A 16060-nucleotide genomic window follows, 5' to 3' on the forward strand; every position below is an offset into this window, starting at 1 on the left:
TCTGAGGGAGGTTGGCATGGGGACGGTCCGCAGGCTCGCCGTAACGGCGGGGGTGATCTCCGTGGCTGGCGTGGCGGGCGCTCAGCCGGCGCAGAAGGTGACGGGGCCGGTCGCCACCTACTGGGTCAGCGCACAGACACAGACCGGCTTTGGCCTGCCCGGGATGGGCGGCGGCGCGTCTCGGCCATCCGCCATGGGCATGATGGGCGCGATGATGGGCATGCGCGGAAACAGCGTGTCGCGCACCCTGACCCTGCAGCTCGGCTCAAGCCGGCAGCCGACCGGGGCCCCGACCGGCGAGCACCTGCCGCCCGCGTCGCTGGGGCTCGGCCAGAGCCTGCCGCTGGTGACCCCCACCGCCCAGCCGGTGCAGAAGGTGGATGAGACCCCCGACGTCCCTCGCGAGTGGCAGAAGCCGCGTGGGCGCATGCTGATCTTCTGGGGCTGCGGCGAGCGCGCCCGCAGCGGGCAGCCGGTCGCCATCGACTTCTCCCAGCTGCAGGGGGGCAAGATCCCGGCGGGCCTGGAGGCGATCACGCGCGGCCTGGGGGTGACCCCCATGCAGCCGCCGGCCCCTGGCCGCAGCACCACCTACGGCGAGTGGCCGAACGCGCGAACCCGTGCAGCCTCCACGCCCACCGGCTCGTTGTTCGGCGAACATGTGGTCAAGGCCACCTACAGCCCCGAGATCCGCTTCGCCCTGAACGGCGCGCAGGACTTCCTTGGCCCGATCAACCTGGCCACCAACGCCCGGACGCCGGCTGGGTCGGTGCAGCTCGGCTGGAACGCCGTGCCGAACGCCCGCGCCTATCTGGCGACGGTGATCGGCGGCGGCCGCGACGAGACGGTGGTGCTGTGGAGCTCGTCGGAGGTGCAGGCGTCCGCCTTTTCCATGCCCGACTACATCTCCCCGTCGGACCTGACCCGGCTGGTGGGCAGCCGGGCCCTGCTCAGTCCCCAGACCACCCAGTGCCAGGTGCCGCGCGAAGTGGTGGAAGCCGCCGGCGGCGCGGGTCTGGTGCAGCTGAACGCCTATGGCGACGAGGCGAACTTCATCTATCCGCCCAGACCGTCGGACCCGAAGGCGGCCTGGAACCGTGAGTGGCAGGTCAAGGTGCGCTACCGCTCGTCCACCGGCGGGATGCTGGGCATGGCGATGCCGGGCATGGCCGCCGAGGAGGCAGGCCCTGCGCCACGCGGGCAGCCGCAGCCTCCGAACCGCAGCCCTGGACGCTCGATCCTGAGGGGCCTGGGCGCGGCGGCGGGGGTGCCGATTCCATAGGGGCGCAACGGGCCTGTGGATGAAGTTGAAAAAACCTCGCCGGACCCGCTTGCGCTTTCCAAACTCCCCGACTAGGTTCCGCGCCCTTGCCGCAAGGCAGTGCGCGCCCGTAGCTCAGCTGGATAGAGCATCAGACTACGAATCTGAGGGTCGGACGTTCGAATCGTTCCGGGCGCGCCATTTCTCTTCCCCACATCGAAATTTGTCGGCCGCCGGTCGGGTGGGTGAGCGACTGCGCTTGGTGTTGAGGCGCAGCAAGCTTGCGCCATTTACGCCCCGTCAGGGGGCGTGCCCTAGAATCGGGCCTGGTTGACCGGTTCGACGCGCCCAGATGCGCTCGCCGGTCAGCGGAGAACTCGCGCCTCAAGCCGAAGGCGGTGCAATGATCACGTCGGGCGGCCCTCGGCCGGAGACATTCCTGCAAACCGCGCCGGAAACGGACGCTGCGGCAAGCCTGCGCCGCGAGCGCGTCCTTCGCGACCGGCCGTTCGCCCTGCGCCTGCAAAAGGCGTGCGACCGCAACGCTCACGTGCCGGCATACAATCGTGGCCGCCAGGCTTGGGTGCGCAGCCAACTCGTCGAACGCTTCGACACCAACGTCAGCGTGGAGACCGTCAGCAAGTGGTTCACGGGCGTGGCGCGGCCGCGCGCGAACAAGATCGGGGCGTTGGCGAAGCTGCTGAACGTCGATGAAGCCTGGTTGGCCGAAGGCGCGCCCGCCGAGGCGGCGCCTGAGGAGCCGAGCGTCGCCAGCGGACCCTTGGCCGGTGCGGTCAAGGTCCTGGGCGGCTTCATCCAGATGTCCGGCGGTTATCCCGCGCCTCAGATCGCTGACCCCGCGCCCGACCAGCTGCATATGGTGATCAACGGCGCGCACCACGCCTTCCAGGTGGTGCTCGGGGAGCCGGAGGGCATGGACGCCTATCGCTTCGCGGTTCCGGAAGGCGGGGCTGACCGCGTCGTGATCGGGGTGGTCCCGCGCGAGCCGCTGCGCTGCGACTTCCTGGAGCTGCGCGCCGATCTGCTGGAGGCGTTTGGCGCGCGCCGCAGCGGCTTCATCGACGTGGCGTTGTCCCGCAAGCCGCAGGGCTATTTCACAGGCGACCAACCGTGGCCGCAGATCACCAGCTTCGGCGACGGTGTCTAAGCGCGCCTTGCTGGATCAGCGGGCGCGGCCGGCCTCGCTCGCGATGGCGTCGAGGTCGCGGTCGAACAGGCGGGCGGCCGCCGTGATCGTCTCGGACGCGCCCTTGAAGAAGGCCTGGGGGATCTTGTCGAAGTCGTCGGTGGGCCGGTGGTAGTCGGGATGGTCCTCGACCCCGAAGTAGATCCAGGGCACGCCCTTCTGGTGGAAGGCGTAGTGGTCTGACTGCTTGGTCCAGTCGTCGTGACCGGTCCAGGGCGGCGCGCCGTCATGCCCCAGCTTGAGGCGCACAGGGGCTGCAGCCGCCAAGGCCTCTAGGCGCGGGCGCAGGAAGGGGTAGGGCGTGGCGCCAGCCACGAAGATCTCGCCCTTGTCGCCGCGGCCCACCATGTCGAGGTTGATGGCGGCTGCGATCCGCGACAGCGGGACGGGCGGAGCGGCGACAAACGCCTTCGCGCCTTGCAGTCCGGCCTCTTCCCCGTCGAGGAAGGCGAGGATCACCGTGTGCTCGGGCGCGGTCTGGCGCAGGGACTCGGCGAGAGCGAGCGCCGCCGCAACGCCTGAGGCGTTGTCGTCGGCTCCGTTGTAGATCTCCCCCTTCTTGACGCCCTCATGGTCGTAGTGGGCGGTGACCACCAGCACGCGGTCGCTGCGTCCGGCGCCGTCCACCTTGGCGACAAGGTTCACCCCGCGAACGGTCCGCCCCTCTTCCTGGAAGGTGAAGGCCTGCTCGAAGCCTGCGCCCACCGGGGTCATTCCGATCTGGCGGATGCGGCCCAGGATGTAGCTGCGGGCCTTGGCGCCTCCCGGAGCGCCGACCTCGCGGCCCTGCATGTCATCCGCCGACAGGATGCGCACGTCGTCCAGCAAGCGAGCGCCCGGCGCAGGCGCAGGGGCTGCGGCCGTGCAGGCCAGGGCGAGGGTGGTTGCGGCGAGGACGCGAAGGCGCATCGGCAAGGATCTCCTTTGGATCTCCGCCCTAGCATCGCCGAGTGGGGCCGTCGCGTGACTTCGCCGCTGGGATCGTTAAGGTCCGCGCCGTGCCGAACCGCTTCTCCGTTTACGCCCCTGGCGGGCGCGTGGCCCTGCCGAACAACCCCTTCGGCAAGGACGTCGCCAACCACCAGCTGTTCCGCTCGCTCGCCCTGCATGGCGGCTATGAGCAGTTCGACGTGCTGAGCTTGCGGCCCAGCACCGACGAGGTGCTGCGCACCGATCTCGTGGGCGACGGCGCTTCGCCAACCCGTTTCATGGCGCGGGCTGTTACAGATCAGGCCGTCCCCGCGGCCTCGGGCGTGCTCCTGCGAGGGGCGGCCGATATCCTGGAGCTGTCCTGGCTTCGCCGACGAATGGTGGGCGATACGGCCTACAGCCTGATGGGCCTGGTTCATACGCTGGGGCCCCCGGCGATCCGCCAGACCATCGCCAACGCCCTGCATGGGCCGACCCACGCTTGGGACGCGATCATCTGCACCTCCCCCTCGGTGCAGCAGGCGGTGCGGCAGATGATGGACGAGTACGGCGACTGGCTCGCCGAACGCACCGGCGGCAGCGCGCCGCAAGGACCCTCGCTGCCGATCGTTCCGCTAGGCGTCGACGGCGCAAGGTTCGCCGGCCTCGCCGACCGGCCGCAGGTCCGGCAGGCCGTGCGCCAGCGCCTGGGCGTGGCCGACGACGGTGTGTTGCTGCTCTGGGTCGGACGGCTGTCCTACTTCGAGAAGGCGTTCCCCCAGCCCATGTTCCGCGCCGCCCAGCAGGCGGCCGAGGCGACGGGCGCCAAGGTGACCTTCGCCCTTGCGGGCTGGTTCCCCAGCGAGAACGATCGCGGCATTTACCAGGAAGCGGCCGCAGCCCAGGCGCCTGGCGTCGACATACGCTTCCTGGACGGGAACGACCACGGACTGGTGGGTGAGCTGTGGGCCGCGTCCGACGTCTTCATCTCGCTGGTCGACAACGTCCAGGAGACGTTCGGCATCACCCCGATCGAGGCCATGGCGGCGGGCCTGCCGGTGGTGGTCAGTGATTGGGACGGCTACCGCTTCACGGTGCGCGACGGGCAGGAAGGCTTCCTGATCCCGACGTTGAGCGGTCCGATCAACGGCGTGGGCGAGTTCATGGCGGGGCGTCACGTCATCGAGATGGACGCCTACCAGGCCTATGTGGGGGCGGTGGCCCAGCACACGGCAGTCAATGTCGCGGCTTGCGCCGACGCTCTGGCCCGACTGATCCGCGAGCCGGAGCTGCGCCGTCGCATGGGCGCCGCTGGGCGCGAGCGGGTGCGCACCGCCTTCGACTGGCCGGTGGTGGTCGGGCAGATCAACGCCCTGGCGGACGAACTGGCGCAGGTTCGTCAGGCGGCCCAGAAGCCCGTCACCCAGCATCGCCTGAACCCGATCAAGGGCGATCCCTTCCGCGACTTCGCCGGCTTCGCCACGGACACGTGGTCCCTGGATCTGCGCCTGAGCGCCCGTCCTGGCGTCACTGTCGAACAGGTCCGGGGAAGCCGAGCGATCCGTCTCGACAGCGCCTTTGGTCAGTGGCGCGGCGATCTGGAGGAGGCCGCGCAGGCCTTCGAACTGATCGCGGCGGCCAAGGCCGCGACCCCGCGGGAGGTGCTGGCCAGCTTCCCGCCCAACCGCCGCCGCCTGGTCGAGATGAGCCTTGCCTGGATGGCCAAGCAAGGCTTCCTCGAGTGGCGCCAGCAGACCTAGCGCAGCGAGTCCGGAACGATGCCGCCGTTTTCAGCGAGCTTGTTCATGACCTGCTTGTGCAGCCAGATGTTCATGCTGGCGGAGTCGCCGGTGTCACCCGTGTAGCCGAGCTCGCCGGCGAGCTCCTTTCGAGCCGACAGACTGGAGTCGATCGACAGCAGCTTCAGCAAGTCGACGATGGAGTGACGCCAGTCCAGGTTCTGGCCGTTGTCCGCGGCCATGGTGCTCAGCACCGCTTCCACGTCCACCTGGTCCATCTGGTATGGCTGGGCCGGCGCGGCCGCGGCGGCGGGCGCGGCCTGCGCAGCCGGAGCAGGCGCCGGGGCCGCCGGGCGCGGAGCTGGTGCGGGCTGGGCGGCGGCCTTGTCGCCTCCGCGGTGGAAGACCTTCGACATGATCGAGCCGAGGATGCTCATTTGACGCTCCGTGCTTGATGAGGCTGCGGAACGCCGGTGGACGATCTTGGATGCCACGGCGCCGCTGCGGGTGGGCTGGACCGACCAGCGCCGCCATGGTCAAAGCCCTGATGCCTTCCGCCGCGGCCTCTCGCGCGACCCCGGTCCAACTGCTGGTGCGCCTGGTGTACGGCGTCCGCGGGGCTGTTCTGGACCGGCCGATGACGCGCGCGGTGCTGCGCACATTGGGCCGCCCGCTGATCCGCCTCATGCACCGGCTGTCGGGTCCAGACGCGACGCCCCGGCCCAAGGCTCCGGGCTCGGTGGGAGAGCCGGTCCTGCGCCTGCCGCTGGGCTACGTTCCAGGTGAGCCGGACGCCGGCCGGGTGGCGGTTCTGCTGACCATTGAAGACGAGGGCGGGCTGGACGAGATCTGGAGCGCCCTGTCCCAGCTGGATATGAGCGCGGACCTGCTGGTGTGCAGCGACCTGGGCGCCGCGGTGGTCGCCCAGACGCAAGCTTGGACGCAGGGCGCAGCCGAGATCCGGCGCGCTGGCGGGAGGCACGGGCTGGCCGCGGCCTTGGCCGCCTTTCCAGAAGCGGCCGCATACGACCATGTCCTGGTGCTGCGCACCGGTTCAAGCGCGCCAGTCCGCCAGCTGTGCATGGCGAGCCTTCTAGGGTCGCCCGCGGTGGTGCGCGGCGCGCTGGAAGCGTTCCGACAGCTGCCACAGCTTGGCCTCCTGGCGCCGCGCACGGCCGCGCCGGCGCGAGCCGAGCTGGCCTGGGGTGAGGCCTATACCGAAGCGCGGGCGATCGCAGAACGCCTGGGCTTTGCGCTCTATGCCGACAGCCCGATCGACATGCCTGCGGGTGGCATGTTCTGGGCGCGCGGCGCAGCCCTGCAGCCCTTGACCGCATTTGCAGCGAGCGCCTCGGACGCGGCTCTGCGGCGACTGGTGTTCTTCGCCTGCGAGGCGGCGGGCCTGCGTTGGGCGAGGGCTGGGCAGGAAACGACCCCGTCAGAGGAAGAGGTGTTCTTCCGCGCCGACCTGCCTCGGCAGCTGGAACGGGCGGTCACCGACTATGGGCGCACCTTGCTGCTGCCCGGCCGGCCGCCCCGCAACGGTGGCGCGCCCTCCAAAGCGGCGTTCAAGAATCTATGCCGGCAGGAGCTCGATGACTTCCTGGCGAGCGGTGAGCGGCTTTCCCTGCCCACCTCGGACGAGCCCGTCGTCTCCATCGTGTTGGTGCTGTTCAACCAGGTCGAACTGACCTTCGCCTGCCTGCGCTCACTGGTGTTCGCTCTCGACACGCCTTGTGAGGTGATCATCGCGGACAACGCGTCGTCTGATCGCACCGCCGAGCTGCTCGGCCGGCTGGACGGTGCGCGAGTCGTTAGCAACGCCAGCAACCTGCATTTCGTGCGAGGCGTGAACGCCGCCGCAGAGCTGGCGCGCGGGCGGCACATCCTGCTGCTGAACAACGACACGCGAGTGTGGCCGGGCTCCATCGCCGCGGCGGTCGGGCGCTTGGAGCAAGAGGCCGATCTGGCGGCCGTCGGCGGTCGCATCGAGCTGCTGGACGGGGTTCTGCAAGAGGCCGGAAGCATCATCTGGCGCGATGGAACCGCCACTGGATACGGCCGCGGGGCGGACCCCTGGGACCCGGAATTTCAGTTCCGCCGGGACGTGGACTACGCGTCCGGCGCCTTCCTGATGATCCGGCGAGATGTGTGGCGCCGACTGGGCGGCTTCGATGAGGCGTTCGCGCCGGCCTACTACGAGGAGACCGACCTGTGCATGCGCATCCGCGCGGCGGGCCTGCGGGTGGGGTTCGAGCCGCGCGTGCTGGTCTCGCATTTCGAGTTCGGCAGCTCGACCGGATCCGAGGCGGCTATCGCCCTTCAGCAAGCGCATCGCGAGGTGTTCGTGGCGCGCCATGGTCCGGCGCTGGAGGCTGAGCACGCCGCGCTAGGCGCCCCGCCTCTGCTGGCGCGCATGCGCGGCGCGCAGCGTGGGCGCGTGCTGGTGATCGAGGACCGCGTCCCGTACCCGCACCTGGGCGCAGGCTACCCGCGCGCACGTGACATCCTGGCTGCTGCTTCCGGCGCAGGCTGGTTCGCCACCTTCTATCCGCTGGTGCAGCCGGGCGTGGACTACGAGACCGCCTATCGGGTGGTCTCCCCTGAGGTCGAGTTTGCGGCGGAGCGCGGCGCCGAAGGTCTGGTCGAGTTCCTGCGTGAGCGGGCCGGCTACTACGACGCCGTGCTGGTCAGTCGGCCGCACAACATGGCGACCTTCCGCAAGGCGCTGGCGCAGGTCCCGGGCTTCATCTCACCCGAACAGGTGATCTACGACGCCGAGGCGATCTTCGCCCTGCGCCAAGCGCGGCCGCCGGCTGGCGCGGTGGAGGCGGAAGTGGCGCTGGCGGCCGGCGTTGGGGCGGTGTTCGCGGTCAACGAGCTGGAAGCGCAGGCCTTCCGGGAGGCTGGCTGCCCGAGAGTGGACGTCGTCGGACATGCGGTGACGGCGGACCCGACGCCGGCCGACTTCGCGGGTCGCCGAGACCTCTTGTTCGTCGGCGCGCTCGACGAGGACGAGGGCCCGAACGCCGACTCGCTGGTGTTCTTCGTGCGGGAGGTCATGCCGAGGCTGGATGCGCGGATCGGCGACGCCTGGAAGCTGCGGGTCGCAGGCCGCGTGGGCGCCCCCAGCGTGCGCGCGCTGGCGTCCGACCGGGTGGTGCTGCTTGGGCCCGTCGGAGACCTGCGGCCGCTCTATGACGCGGCGCGGGTCTTTATCGCCCCGACCCGTTTCGCGGCCGGCGTGCCGATGAAGGTGCATGCCGCGGCGGCGGCGGGGCTGCCCGTGGCCGCCACTCCGCTCCTGGCGCGCCAGCTCGGCTGGGCCGAAGGGGCGGCGCTGGCCGTGGGCGAGGGGGCGGAGGAGTTCGCGGCGGCCGTTCAGCGCCTCTACGCGGACCCGGTGCATTGGACGGCGGTGCGCGCCGGCGCGCTCGCCCGCATTGCGGACGACTGCGATCCCAAGGCGTTCGATGCGAAGGTGGCGGCCATGCTGGCGGCCGTCCGCCGGCCTTAGGCGGCCATCAACTCGTCGAGCTTGCGGATGTCGGTCACGGCCGACGCCACGCCGCCCTCCAGGCGCATGACCTTGTTGCAGTACAGCCGCAGCAGGTCAGTGTCGTGAGAGGCCAGCACCAGGATGCCGGCCCGTTCCACGAGCTTCAGCAGGCGCTTGTGAGCGAGCTTCTGGAAATCGGAGTCGCCGACCGCGATCCACTCGTCCATCAGCAGGACGTCGGCTTCCACCGCCGTTGCTGCGGCAAAGGCGAGGCGCGCCTGCATGCCGGCGGAATAGGTCTTCACCGGCATGGCCAGGAACGGACCCAAGCCCGTGAAGCTGGCGATCTCGTCCATCCGGGCTTCGATCTCGCGGGAGCTGAGGCCGGCGATGCGACCGCGCAGCCGGATGTTGTCCAAGCCCGTGGCCGAGGGATCGATGCCCAGGGAAAGGTCCAGCAGGGCGGCGATGCGGCCCTGCACCTCGATCGCGCCCTCGTCCGGCTCGTAGGCGCCGGACAGCGCCCGCAGAAGCGTCGTCTTGCCGGAGCCATTGTGGCCGACGAGGCCCAGGCGGTCGCCCGGCTTCAGTTCGAGGTTCACATGGTTCAGCGCCGTGACCTCGGTCACGTGGGCGTGAGTGCCCAGGCGGCCGCCCACCGTCACGGCGGCGAGGCTCTTCTTCAGGGACTTCGCGTCGACCCCATAGACCGGGAAACGCAGGGTCAGGTCCCGGCAGGAGATCGAAACGGGCGGCGCCTTCTTGATCATAGGTAGTGCACGATCCGGCGACGGGTGACGGCGAAGATGCTGAAGGTCACGCCCCAGCCGATCAGCGCCATCAGGGTGAGAACGACGTAACTGCTCGACGCCACATGACCGCCCATCAGCGGCGCGCGAACGGCTTCGAGCATGTGATAGAACGGATTGGCCGCCAGCACGACGTGCTTGCCAAGCCGGTTCACCGGCCAGAACACCGGCGTCACGAACATCGCGAACTGCATGACCGAGGTCACGACCTGCGGAATGTCGCGGAAGCGGGCCGAAGCGATGCCGGCCAGCATGCTGATCCAGGACGCGTTCAGGACCAGGAACACGGCCCCGATCAGGAACATCGGCACGTCGGCGGTGCGCCAATAGCCGTAGATCACCAGCACGGCGACCACGATCACCAGGTGGTGCATGAGGTTGATCAGGTTCCGCAGCACCGTCCGCCAGACGAAGGTGAACATCGGCAGGCTGGTCTGGGACAGCATCTTGGCGGCGTGGACGAAGGTCTCGCAACCCTCGTTGATCATCCCGCTGATCGTGCCGAAGAAGACGATGCCCAGCGCGATCAGCGGCAGGAATTCGTTGATCGGAATGGCGAAGATCTTGGCGTAGACCACGCCGATGCCCAGGACCATCAGGCCCATGGACAGGGTGATCCAGAAGGGGCCCAGGATGGAGCCGCGATAACGCGAAACCACGTCGTGGGACGCCAGGGACCAGGCCAGACCAAGGCGGTCGCCCGAGGCGCGCAGGTCCCGCAGCGCCATGTGGAACTCGAACAGCGTCCCGCGCCGTCCTGTCCGCAACATGTGGGTGGCGGTTTCCATGTCCTCTCCTGGCGAAGGCGCCGCTCGTATCAGTTTCGCACGCGACCACGCAAGGATGGCGCCTCGCTGCGCCGGCGGCTTCTGCAATCGGAAATGGGCGATCGGAAGGCGCCGCTCGCGCCTGCTTTGCAACCGCGAGGGCATCCGTGGTAGCCGGGCGCCCAAGGGGTGCGGATCTGGCGTCATGACTTCCATCGATCAAATCACCCGTCACGGTTCCCCGCCCGCGCTGGAGCGGCGCAAGCGTGACGGCGCGTCCGAGCCCAGCCTCGAGGGCGCCGGCGTCTGGCTGGTGATCCCCTGCTACAAGGTCACCGGCCATATCGAGCGGGTGATCGCCAAGACGCCGGCCTGGATCGACGGCATCGTCTGCGTGGACGACTGCTGTCCGGACAAGTCCGGCGACTACATCGAGCGCACCGTCACCGACCCCCGTGTCGTCGTGCTGCGCCTGCCGAAGAACCAGGGCGTCGGCGGCGCGACCCTGGCGGGCTACCGCGAGGCCGCCGGGCGCGGCGCCCAGGTGCTGGTCAAGGTCGATGGCGACGACCAGATGGACCTGTCCTACATCCCGCACCTGGTGGCCCCGATCCTTCTGGGCGAGGCGGACTACACCAAGGGCAACCGGTTCACCTCCCTCAGCCACCTGAAGCAGATGCCGTCGATCCGGATCTTCGGGAACGCGGCGCTAAGCTTCGCGGCCAAGGTCTCGACCGGCTACTGGAACATCTTCGACCCGACCAACGGCTTCACCGCCATCGAGGCGCAGGTCGCAAAGCTGGTGATGGAGAAGCGCGTCTCCCGCCGGTTCTTCTTCGAGACGGACCTGCTTTATCACCTGGGCACCTTGCGGGCGGTGGTGCGGGACGTGCCCATGCCCTCGCGCTATGCGGACGAAGTCTCGAACCTGCGGATCAGCGCCATCGTGGGGCCTTTCGCCCTAAAGCACCTGCGCAATTTCGCCCAGCGCGTGCTCGGCCAGTATTTCGTACGCGATTTCAACGCCGCGAGCCTGGAGCTTGTGGCCGGTCTTTTCGCCCTGCTGTTCGGGGTTGGTTACACGGCCAGCTACTTGCTGACCCGCGTGCCGGGGCAGGCGGCCTCGGCCGGCGTGGTCATGGCCGCGGCCTTGCCGGTGATCCTGGGCGCTCAGCTGCTGTTGCAGGCCATGAACTTCGACGTGCTGAACGTGCCGAACCGGCCGATCCATCCGTATCTGCGTACGGTGGCGCGGATGGACGAAGAGGCGGGCGCTTGAACCCCAAGGACATCCTGATGTGCGCCGCCTTCGCGGTGGCGCTGCCGATCGGCCAGACGCTGTTCAAGTTCGCAGCGCTCTACAATGCCAAGCTCTCCGGGCCGCTGCCGATCCGCCTCATCACCAACTGGCCGCTGATCCTGGCGTTTGGCTGGTACGGCCTGACGGCTCTGTTCTGGTTCTACATCCTGACCCGGGTGCAGCTGTCGGCCGCCTACACCTTCTCGATCCTGGGCTCGGGCCTAGTGCCTCTGCTGGCGTGGGCGATCTTCAAGGAGCCGATCGGCTGGCGTTTCGCCGTCGGCTACGCCCTGATGCTAGGGGGCTTCCTGGTGATCATGCAGGGCCAGGCGCGCGGCTAGGAAGCTGTCGGCGGCGGCTTTCACCTCGCTGTAGGGCCGCTTGAACATCCGCTCATAGAGCAGGGCGCCTTCGTGCGGCCGCTGCGCGATTCTGTCCTCTGAAAGGGTCTGCACGCCGAAACCTCGGCGCAGCAAGCTCCAGAACATGGCCGGCCAGAGCCCGACCCAGGTCTTCGCCTGCGAGGGATAGAACCGCACGCTCGCCGCCCACGACAGCCACTCGCCGAAGGTCACCTTCACCCGGCGTACGGGGCCGTTCTGCGGGATCGGCATGGCCCCGTGGAACAGCGGCCCGGCCAGGCCGAGGCCGTTGTACAGCCCGAACTGCTCGATGGGTGCGCCGCCCAGCTCGCGTGAAAGCTCCCAGGCCATCAGGGCGCACATGTCGTGGTCCATGTGACCACCTTCGAAGGCGGTGACCACCAGCCGGTCAAGGGCGGGAAGGCTGCGGGCCGTGGCCCGCAGCTGTTCGTAAGCAGCTGGCAAGGCGGCGTGGACGTCACCGTCGAAGGCGCCGGAGCCCTTCCCGACGTGCACCACGCGAGAAGCCTCGATGCCGAGGTGCGCCAGGAACCGCTGCGACTCGGCTAGCCGCACCGCCGCAAGCTCGGGCGTGCGGTAGTCGGCGACATAGAGGAACCACTGATCAGTCCCGGCGCGGGCGGCCTCGCGGATCAGCGGAACCGCCCCGTACTCGTCGTCGAAGTGCGCGAGGACGTAGACGACCGCCATCAGTACGGATCGAAGTCGAGGAAGTTGAAGGCGGTGGCGTCCCGGCGCAGCTGGGCCGGACCGCCGCCGAGCGGCCGCCAGATCAGGTTCAGCGGCGAGGGGCGCAGCTTGTCCGGAACGGGCACGAAGCCCTGTTCGCCGAGCGGCCAGCGCGGGTCGAGCCCAAGGTAGAGGCTGAAGGCCATGGGCGGGCCGCCTCGCACCTCTGCCTCGACTTCGCCCGGCAGGAACGCTGCGCACTGGATGAACGGCATGTGCGTCTTGGTCCAGATGCCCACGAGAGAGCCCTGCCGACCCAGTCGGTAGGCGCCGGCGGGGTTCGCCAGCCGCCAACGGAGCAGCTCGCCCGACCAGGCGCCCTGGTACTGCACCGGCCGGTTGGCGAACTGGCGCGGAGCGCGTGTCAGCACGCCGGCATGCAGCTGACCGACATCCTGGAAGGCCAGCTTCTTCAGAAAGCCAGGCGTGCTGTTGGCGTTGGCGACGCCGACAACGAACTTGTAGCCCGCAGCCGCGCCCTGCTCGTAGGCGGCGTTGGCGAGTTTCGTGAACAGGCCTCGGCCCTGGTAGTCCGGATGGGTCGCCGTGTTCAGCGACAGCAGGCCTTTCACTGGCGCGCCGTCGATCAGGGCCACGGTAGGGCAGGCCACATAGTGCGCGGCCAGGCGATCGCCGTCCCAGGCGTCAGCTCCGACCACCTGCCCGGCCGGATTGTCCCGATAGCGCCAAGCGATCGCTTCGGGCGTGAACTTCGCCTCCGCGCCGAACACTTGGCTGAGAAGGGTGGCGTAGGCTGCGAGCTGCCCCGGCTCCACGCCGGCCGGTCGGATCGAAAGAGTGTCGCCTTGCATGGCGCGGAAAGGACCATGAAAGCTGCGGATCGCCAAGCTGGCGCGAATTCGCCTCTTCTCAGAGTTGAGGCCCGGCCGTAACACCTCGCCTTGGCTTGCGCGGTGGGGCGTTCAAGGTGAGCGAGACTTCGATTCGTCAGGGATGGCCGGTCCAGCCGACCGCGCTTTGGCGCTGGATCCTGATTGGCGGCTACGTTCTCATCGTCGGGCTGAACCTGCCCGGCCACCTGTCCACCGATTCCATCATCGGCCTGTTCGAAGGGCGCACCGGCGTTCGGACCTCCTGGGGTCCGCCCATGTTCAGCGCCATCCTGGGCGTGTTCGACAAGGTGATCCCGGGAACGGGCTTCTATCTCGCCTGCACCATCCTGCTGCTCATCGCCAGCTGGGCCAGCCTGCCGTCATTGCGCCCGCGGATGTCGTGGATCGCTCCGGTGGTTCTGCTGGCGGCGTTCGCGCTTCCGCAGGTGGTCGTCTACCAGGGCATCGTCTGGAAAGACGTGCTGTTCGCAAATCTGGCCGTGGCCGGCTTCGTCGCCCTCGGCCGCGCCGCGGTGCGCTGGCAGACCCGCGAGGCCGCTTGGTGCGTGGCGTTCGCATGGCTGTGCCTGGCCTTCGCCTGCCTCGTCCGCCAGAACGGTGCGGTTGCGGTGCTGTTCGCCGCGCTCGCGCTGGGCTGGATCGGCGCACGCACCTGGAAGAAGGGCGCGCTGTGGGCGCTCGCCGGCTTCGTCGCGCCCTTGCTGATCGCGTTCCTGCTCGACGCGGTGACGCCCGTGCGCGAGCCGCCCGGGACGAAGAGCCAGGATCGCGGCGTTCGCCTGGTGCAGAACTACGACCTCGTCGCCGCCGTGGCGCAGAACCCGAAGATCTCGCTGCCGATCCTGCAGGCCGACGATCCGCAGGCGCTCGGCGTCGTGCGCCAGCTCGCCGGCCGCGTCTACTCGCCTACGCGCATCGACACCCTGAGCCGGTCGGAAGAGCTCGCCAGCGCCATCTGGCGCTTCGAGGACGACAAGGTTTCGCGCCAATGGCTGGAGCTGATCCAGCGCGATCCGCTGGGGTACGCCGGGCGCCGGCTTTCCATCTTCGACTGGGTGTTCCGGACGCCGCAGATCGATCAGTGCCTGCCGGTGCACATCGGGGTCGCCGGCCCACCGGATCTCGAAGCCAAACTCCATCTGGTGGAAGGCATCGAGCCGCAGGACGCCGAGCTTTATAACTACGTGACCTGGTGGCTCGACACGCCGTTCTACTCGCACCTCGCCTATGCGCTGCTCGCGGGCGCGGTGGCCATCTTCCTGCTGATCCGCCGAACGGGCGCCGACATCGCCATCGCCGGGCTGATGTTCGCCGGCCTGAGCTTCGCCGCCAGCTTCTTCGTGATCTCGATCGCCTGCGACTACCGCTATCTCTACATGCTCGACCTCACGGCGATCACCGGCCTGCTCTATGTGGCGGTGGACCCGCGTGGGCGAACCCCGATCGAGTCCGCGCCGCGCTTCCCCAGGCTGCGCCGCCGGCGCTGAGCGGGCTCAGCCGATCGCCAGCGTCTCGTCGAGCACCGCGCCCGCCTCATAGTAGGCGCGGACCAGCTTTTCGTAGTGCTCGAGCTTCTGCCGGGCGTGGATCAGCTCGCTGCGCGCGGCGTCGAGGTCGCGAGTGACGGGCGACACCAGCACGCCCACCTCTTCGCGCCGTCGGGCGAGGGCGGCGGCAGCTTCCTCCAGTGGGGCGCGATCCGGCGCAGAGCCCCGGGCCGCCGCTTCAAGCCAGTCGTGCACCTTGGCCGCCAGTTCGCCGGCCCATCCCAGCTCCACAAGCTGACCCTGTCCTGCATTGTGGCGCAGGTCGGGGGTCAGAAACCGGTCGATCTCCGCCGCCGCCGCTGCATCCAGAGCGGGCAGAGGCGCGGCGTGAGCCGCCTCGATGCGAGCCGCCTCAGCCCGCCAGTCGGCCAACAAGGCGTCGTAGCTCACGAAGGCGCGGGGCAGGTCCCGGCTGTAGGCTTCGGACGCCAGCATGTAGGCGGTCCAGACGAGCACCGACTTTTCCGTCGCGAAGTGGTCGCGACGTGCGAGGGAGCCGGCCACCGCCAGCGGATGACGCACAGGGATGACGCAACGCAGGGCGAGGCCGAGGTCGGCAAGCACATCGCGCCAGAACGGCAAAAGCACCGAAACCCGCGGATCCTTCAGGAGCGGGAAGTCGCCCTCGCCGTATTCCGAGGCGAACAGCTCCATGGCGCGGTTGAGCCAGCCCCGCTCATCGGGGCGGGGAAGCGGCTGGAAGGGGAAGGCGAAGGGATCGTCCCAAGCCGCGCCGACCGCCCGCAAGCGCTCGTCGTTGAGCATGGCGATCTTCCAGGGCTCGAAGTAGCCCTTCGCATTGTGCTCGTCCCCCGGCATCACATTGTCCGGCAGGCGGGCTCCGGCTGCGGCCAGGAGTTGGGTGGCGGCTGACGTGCCAGAGCGGTGCATGCCCAGCACCAGATAGGCCGTGCGCGTCGTTTCGACGGCGGTGGTCGCGGACGCGGCTTTCACGGGCGTGTCGATCATATCAGGTGCGGTGGTAGGCCCCGCCGGCCAAGCCTGCAAGGGACCGGGCGCGGTTGATCGTGCCAGCCATCTGTTGCACAGAAGCGC

The 16060-nt window shown here is 69.1% G+C and carries 14 protein-coding genes and 1 tRNA gene; 8 read left to right on the forward strand and 7 right to left on the reverse strand.

Annotated features, from left to right (window positions below; translation table 11 throughout):
• Nucleotides 1-16 precede the first annotated feature (16 nt).
• The 3 genes from DJ018_RS08075 to DJ018_RS08085 all read left to right on the forward strand — a co-directional run bounded on the left by DJ018_RS08075 (nucleotide 17) and on the right by DJ018_RS08085 (nucleotide 2429).
• Entirely contained in the window at nucleotides 17-1282 is a 1266-nt protein-coding gene (locus DJ018_RS08075; RefSeq protein WP_111514306.1) for a hypothetical protein, read from the forward strand.
• 103 nt (nucleotides 1283-1385) lie between these two features.
• Nucleotides 1386-1462 (forward strand) — tRNA-Arg (locus DJ018_RS08080).
• A 202-nt stretch (nucleotides 1463-1664) separates the two neighbouring features.
• On the forward strand, nucleotides 1665-2429 hold the full coding sequence (locus DJ018_RS08085; protein WP_165842827.1) for a helix-turn-helix domain-containing protein: 765 nt from the start codon (nucleotides 1665-1667) through the stop codon (nucleotides 2427-2429).
• Between the two features lie 15 nt (nucleotides 2430-2444).
• Here DJ018_RS08085 and DJ018_RS08090 read toward each other — a convergent pair whose 3' ends face one another.
• The gene (locus tag DJ018_RS08090; RefSeq protein ID WP_111514308.1) at nucleotides 2445-3377 is read right to left on the reverse strand and encodes a M20/M25/M40 family metallo-hydrolase; all 933 of its coding nucleotides are present in this window, start codon (nucleotides 3375-3377) and stop codon (nucleotides 2445-2447) included.
• A 41-nt stretch (nucleotides 3378-3418) separates the two neighbouring features.
• Here DJ018_RS08090 and DJ018_RS08095 point away from each other — a divergent pair, with 41 nt between their 5' ends.
• Nucleotides 3419-5137 (forward strand): glycosyltransferase family 4 protein, encoded by a 1719-nt coding sequence (locus tag DJ018_RS08095; RefSeq protein WP_205853725.1) that lies wholly within the window; start codon nucleotides 3419-3421, stop codon nucleotides 5135-5137.
• Here the strand turns inward: DJ018_RS08095 and DJ018_RS08100 are convergent.
• A complete protein-coding gene (locus DJ018_RS08100) occupies nucleotides 5134-5553 on the reverse strand; it encodes a DUF3597 domain-containing protein (RefSeq protein WP_111514309.1) in 420 nt (139 codons plus the stop codon). The genes DJ018_RS08095 and DJ018_RS08100 overlap by 4 nt on opposite strands.
• A gap of 95 nt (nucleotides 5554-5648) precedes the next feature.
• On the opposite strand from DJ018_RS08100, the gene DJ018_RS08105 reads away from it, so the two are divergent.
• Nucleotides 5649-8633 (forward strand): glycosyltransferase, encoded by a 2985-nt coding sequence (locus DJ018_RS08105; RefSeq protein WP_165842828.1) that lies wholly within the window; start codon nucleotides 5649-5651, stop codon nucleotides 8631-8633.
• Here DJ018_RS08105 and DJ018_RS08110 read toward each other — a convergent pair.
• A complete protein-coding gene (locus tag DJ018_RS08110; protein WP_111514311.1) occupies nucleotides 8630-9385 on the reverse strand; it encodes an ABC transporter ATP-binding protein in 756 nt (251 codons plus the stop codon). The genes DJ018_RS08105 and DJ018_RS08110 overlap by 4 nt on opposite strands.
• Nucleotides 9382-10212 carry an ABC transporter permease gene (locus DJ018_RS08115; protein WP_165842829.1) on the reverse strand — a complete coding sequence of 277 codons (831 nt, stop codon included), beginning with the start codon at nucleotides 10210-10212 and terminating at the stop codon, nucleotides 9382-9384. Before DJ018_RS08115 ends, DJ018_RS08110 begins: the two co-directional genes overlap by 4 nt.
• Nucleotides 10213-10396: 184 nt before the next feature.
• On the opposite strand from DJ018_RS08115, the gene DJ018_RS08120 reads away from it, so the two are divergent.
• Together DJ018_RS08120 and DJ018_RS08125 are read left to right on the forward strand one after the other, a co-directional pair.
• On the forward strand, nucleotides 10397-11470 hold the full coding sequence (locus tag DJ018_RS08120; RefSeq protein ID WP_111514313.1) for a glycosyltransferase family 2 protein: 1074 nt from the start codon (nucleotides 10397-10399) through the stop codon (nucleotides 11468-11470).
• Nucleotides 11467-11832: a hypothetical protein gene (locus DJ018_RS08125; protein WP_111514314.1), complete on the forward strand. Its 366-nt coding sequence runs from the start codon at nucleotides 11467-11469 to the stop codon at nucleotides 11830-11832. Before DJ018_RS08120 ends, DJ018_RS08125 begins: the two co-directional genes overlap by 4 nt.
• Here DJ018_RS08125 and DJ018_RS08130 read toward each other — a convergent pair.
• Together DJ018_RS08130 and DJ018_RS08135 are read right to left on the reverse strand one after the other, a co-directional pair.
• Complete coding sequence (locus DJ018_RS08130; protein WP_111514315.1) at nucleotides 11788-12564, reverse strand: PIG-L deacetylase family protein; 777 nt, start codon at nucleotides 12562-12564, stop codon at nucleotides 11788-11790. The genes DJ018_RS08125 and DJ018_RS08130 overlap by 45 nt on opposite strands.
• A complete protein-coding gene (locus DJ018_RS08135; protein WP_165842830.1) occupies nucleotides 12564-13415 on the reverse strand; it encodes a GNAT family N-acetyltransferase in 852 nt (283 codons plus the stop codon). The genes DJ018_RS08130 and DJ018_RS08135 overlap by 1 nt, the downstream gene beginning before the upstream one ends.
• Before the next feature lie 116 nt (nucleotides 13416-13531).
• Here DJ018_RS08135 and DJ018_RS08140 point away from each other — a divergent pair, with 116 nt between their 5' ends.
• The gene (locus tag DJ018_RS08140; RefSeq protein ID WP_133254242.1) at nucleotides 13532-14944 is read left to right on the forward strand and encodes a hypothetical protein; all 1413 of its coding nucleotides are present in this window, start codon (nucleotides 13532-13534) and stop codon (nucleotides 14942-14944) included.
• Between the two features lie 6 nt (nucleotides 14945-14950).
• On the opposite strand, the gene DJ018_RS08145 is transcribed toward DJ018_RS08140, so the two are convergent.
• A complete protein-coding gene (locus DJ018_RS08145) occupies nucleotides 14951-15973 on the reverse strand; it encodes a sulfotransferase family protein (RefSeq protein ID WP_111514318.1) in 1023 nt (340 codons plus the stop codon).
• Nucleotides 15974-16060 lie beyond the last annotated feature (87 nt).

The sequence above is a fragment of the Phenylobacterium deserti genome (assembly GCF_003254705.1).
GTDB lineage: Bacteria > Pseudomonadota > Alphaproteobacteria > Caulobacterales > Caulobacteraceae > Phenylobacterium > Phenylobacterium deserti.

Coding starts and splice junctions, on each gene's coding strand:
- DJ018_RS08115 (WP_165842829.1), bottom strand. CDS start 10,212: ATGGAAACCGCCACCCACATGTTGCGGACAGGACGGCGCGGGACGCTG.
- DJ018_RS08130 (WP_111514315.1), bottom strand. CDS start 12,564: ATGGCGGTCGTCTACGTCCTCGCGCACTTCGACGACGAGTACGGGGCG.
- DJ018_RS08120 (WP_111514313.1), top strand. CDS start 10,397: ATGACTTCCATCGATCAAATCACCCGTCACGGTTCCCCGCCCGCGCTG.
- DJ018_RS08085 (WP_165842827.1), top strand. CDS start 1,665: ATGATCACGTCGGGCGGCCCTCGGCCGGAGACATTCCTGCAAACCGCG.
- DJ018_RS08090 (WP_111514308.1), bottom strand. CDS start 3,377: ATGCGCCTTCGCGTCCTCGCCGCAACCACCCTCGCCCTGGCCTGCACG.
- DJ018_RS08145 (WP_111514318.1), bottom strand. CDS start 15,973: ATGATCGACACGCCCGTGAAAGCCGCGTCCGCGACCACCGCCGTCGAA.
- DJ018_RS08075 (WP_111514306.1), top strand. CDS start 17: ATGGGGACGGTCCGCAGGCTCGCCGTAACGGCGGGGGTGATCTCCGTG.
- DJ018_RS08105 (WP_165842828.1), top strand. CDS start 5,649: ATGGTCAAAGCCCTGATGCCTTCCGCCGCGGCCTCTCGCGCGACCCCG.
- DJ018_RS08100 (WP_111514309.1), bottom strand. CDS start 5,553: ATGAGCATCCTCGGCTCGATCATGTCGAAGGTCTTCCACCGCGGAGGC.
- DJ018_RS08110 (WP_111514311.1), bottom strand. CDS start 9,385: ATGATCAAGAAGGCGCCGCCCGTTTCGATCTCCTGCCGGGACCTGACC.
- DJ018_RS08135 (WP_165842830.1), bottom strand. CDS start 13,415: ATGCAAGGCGACACTCTTTCGATCCGACCGGCCGGCGTGGAGCCGGGG.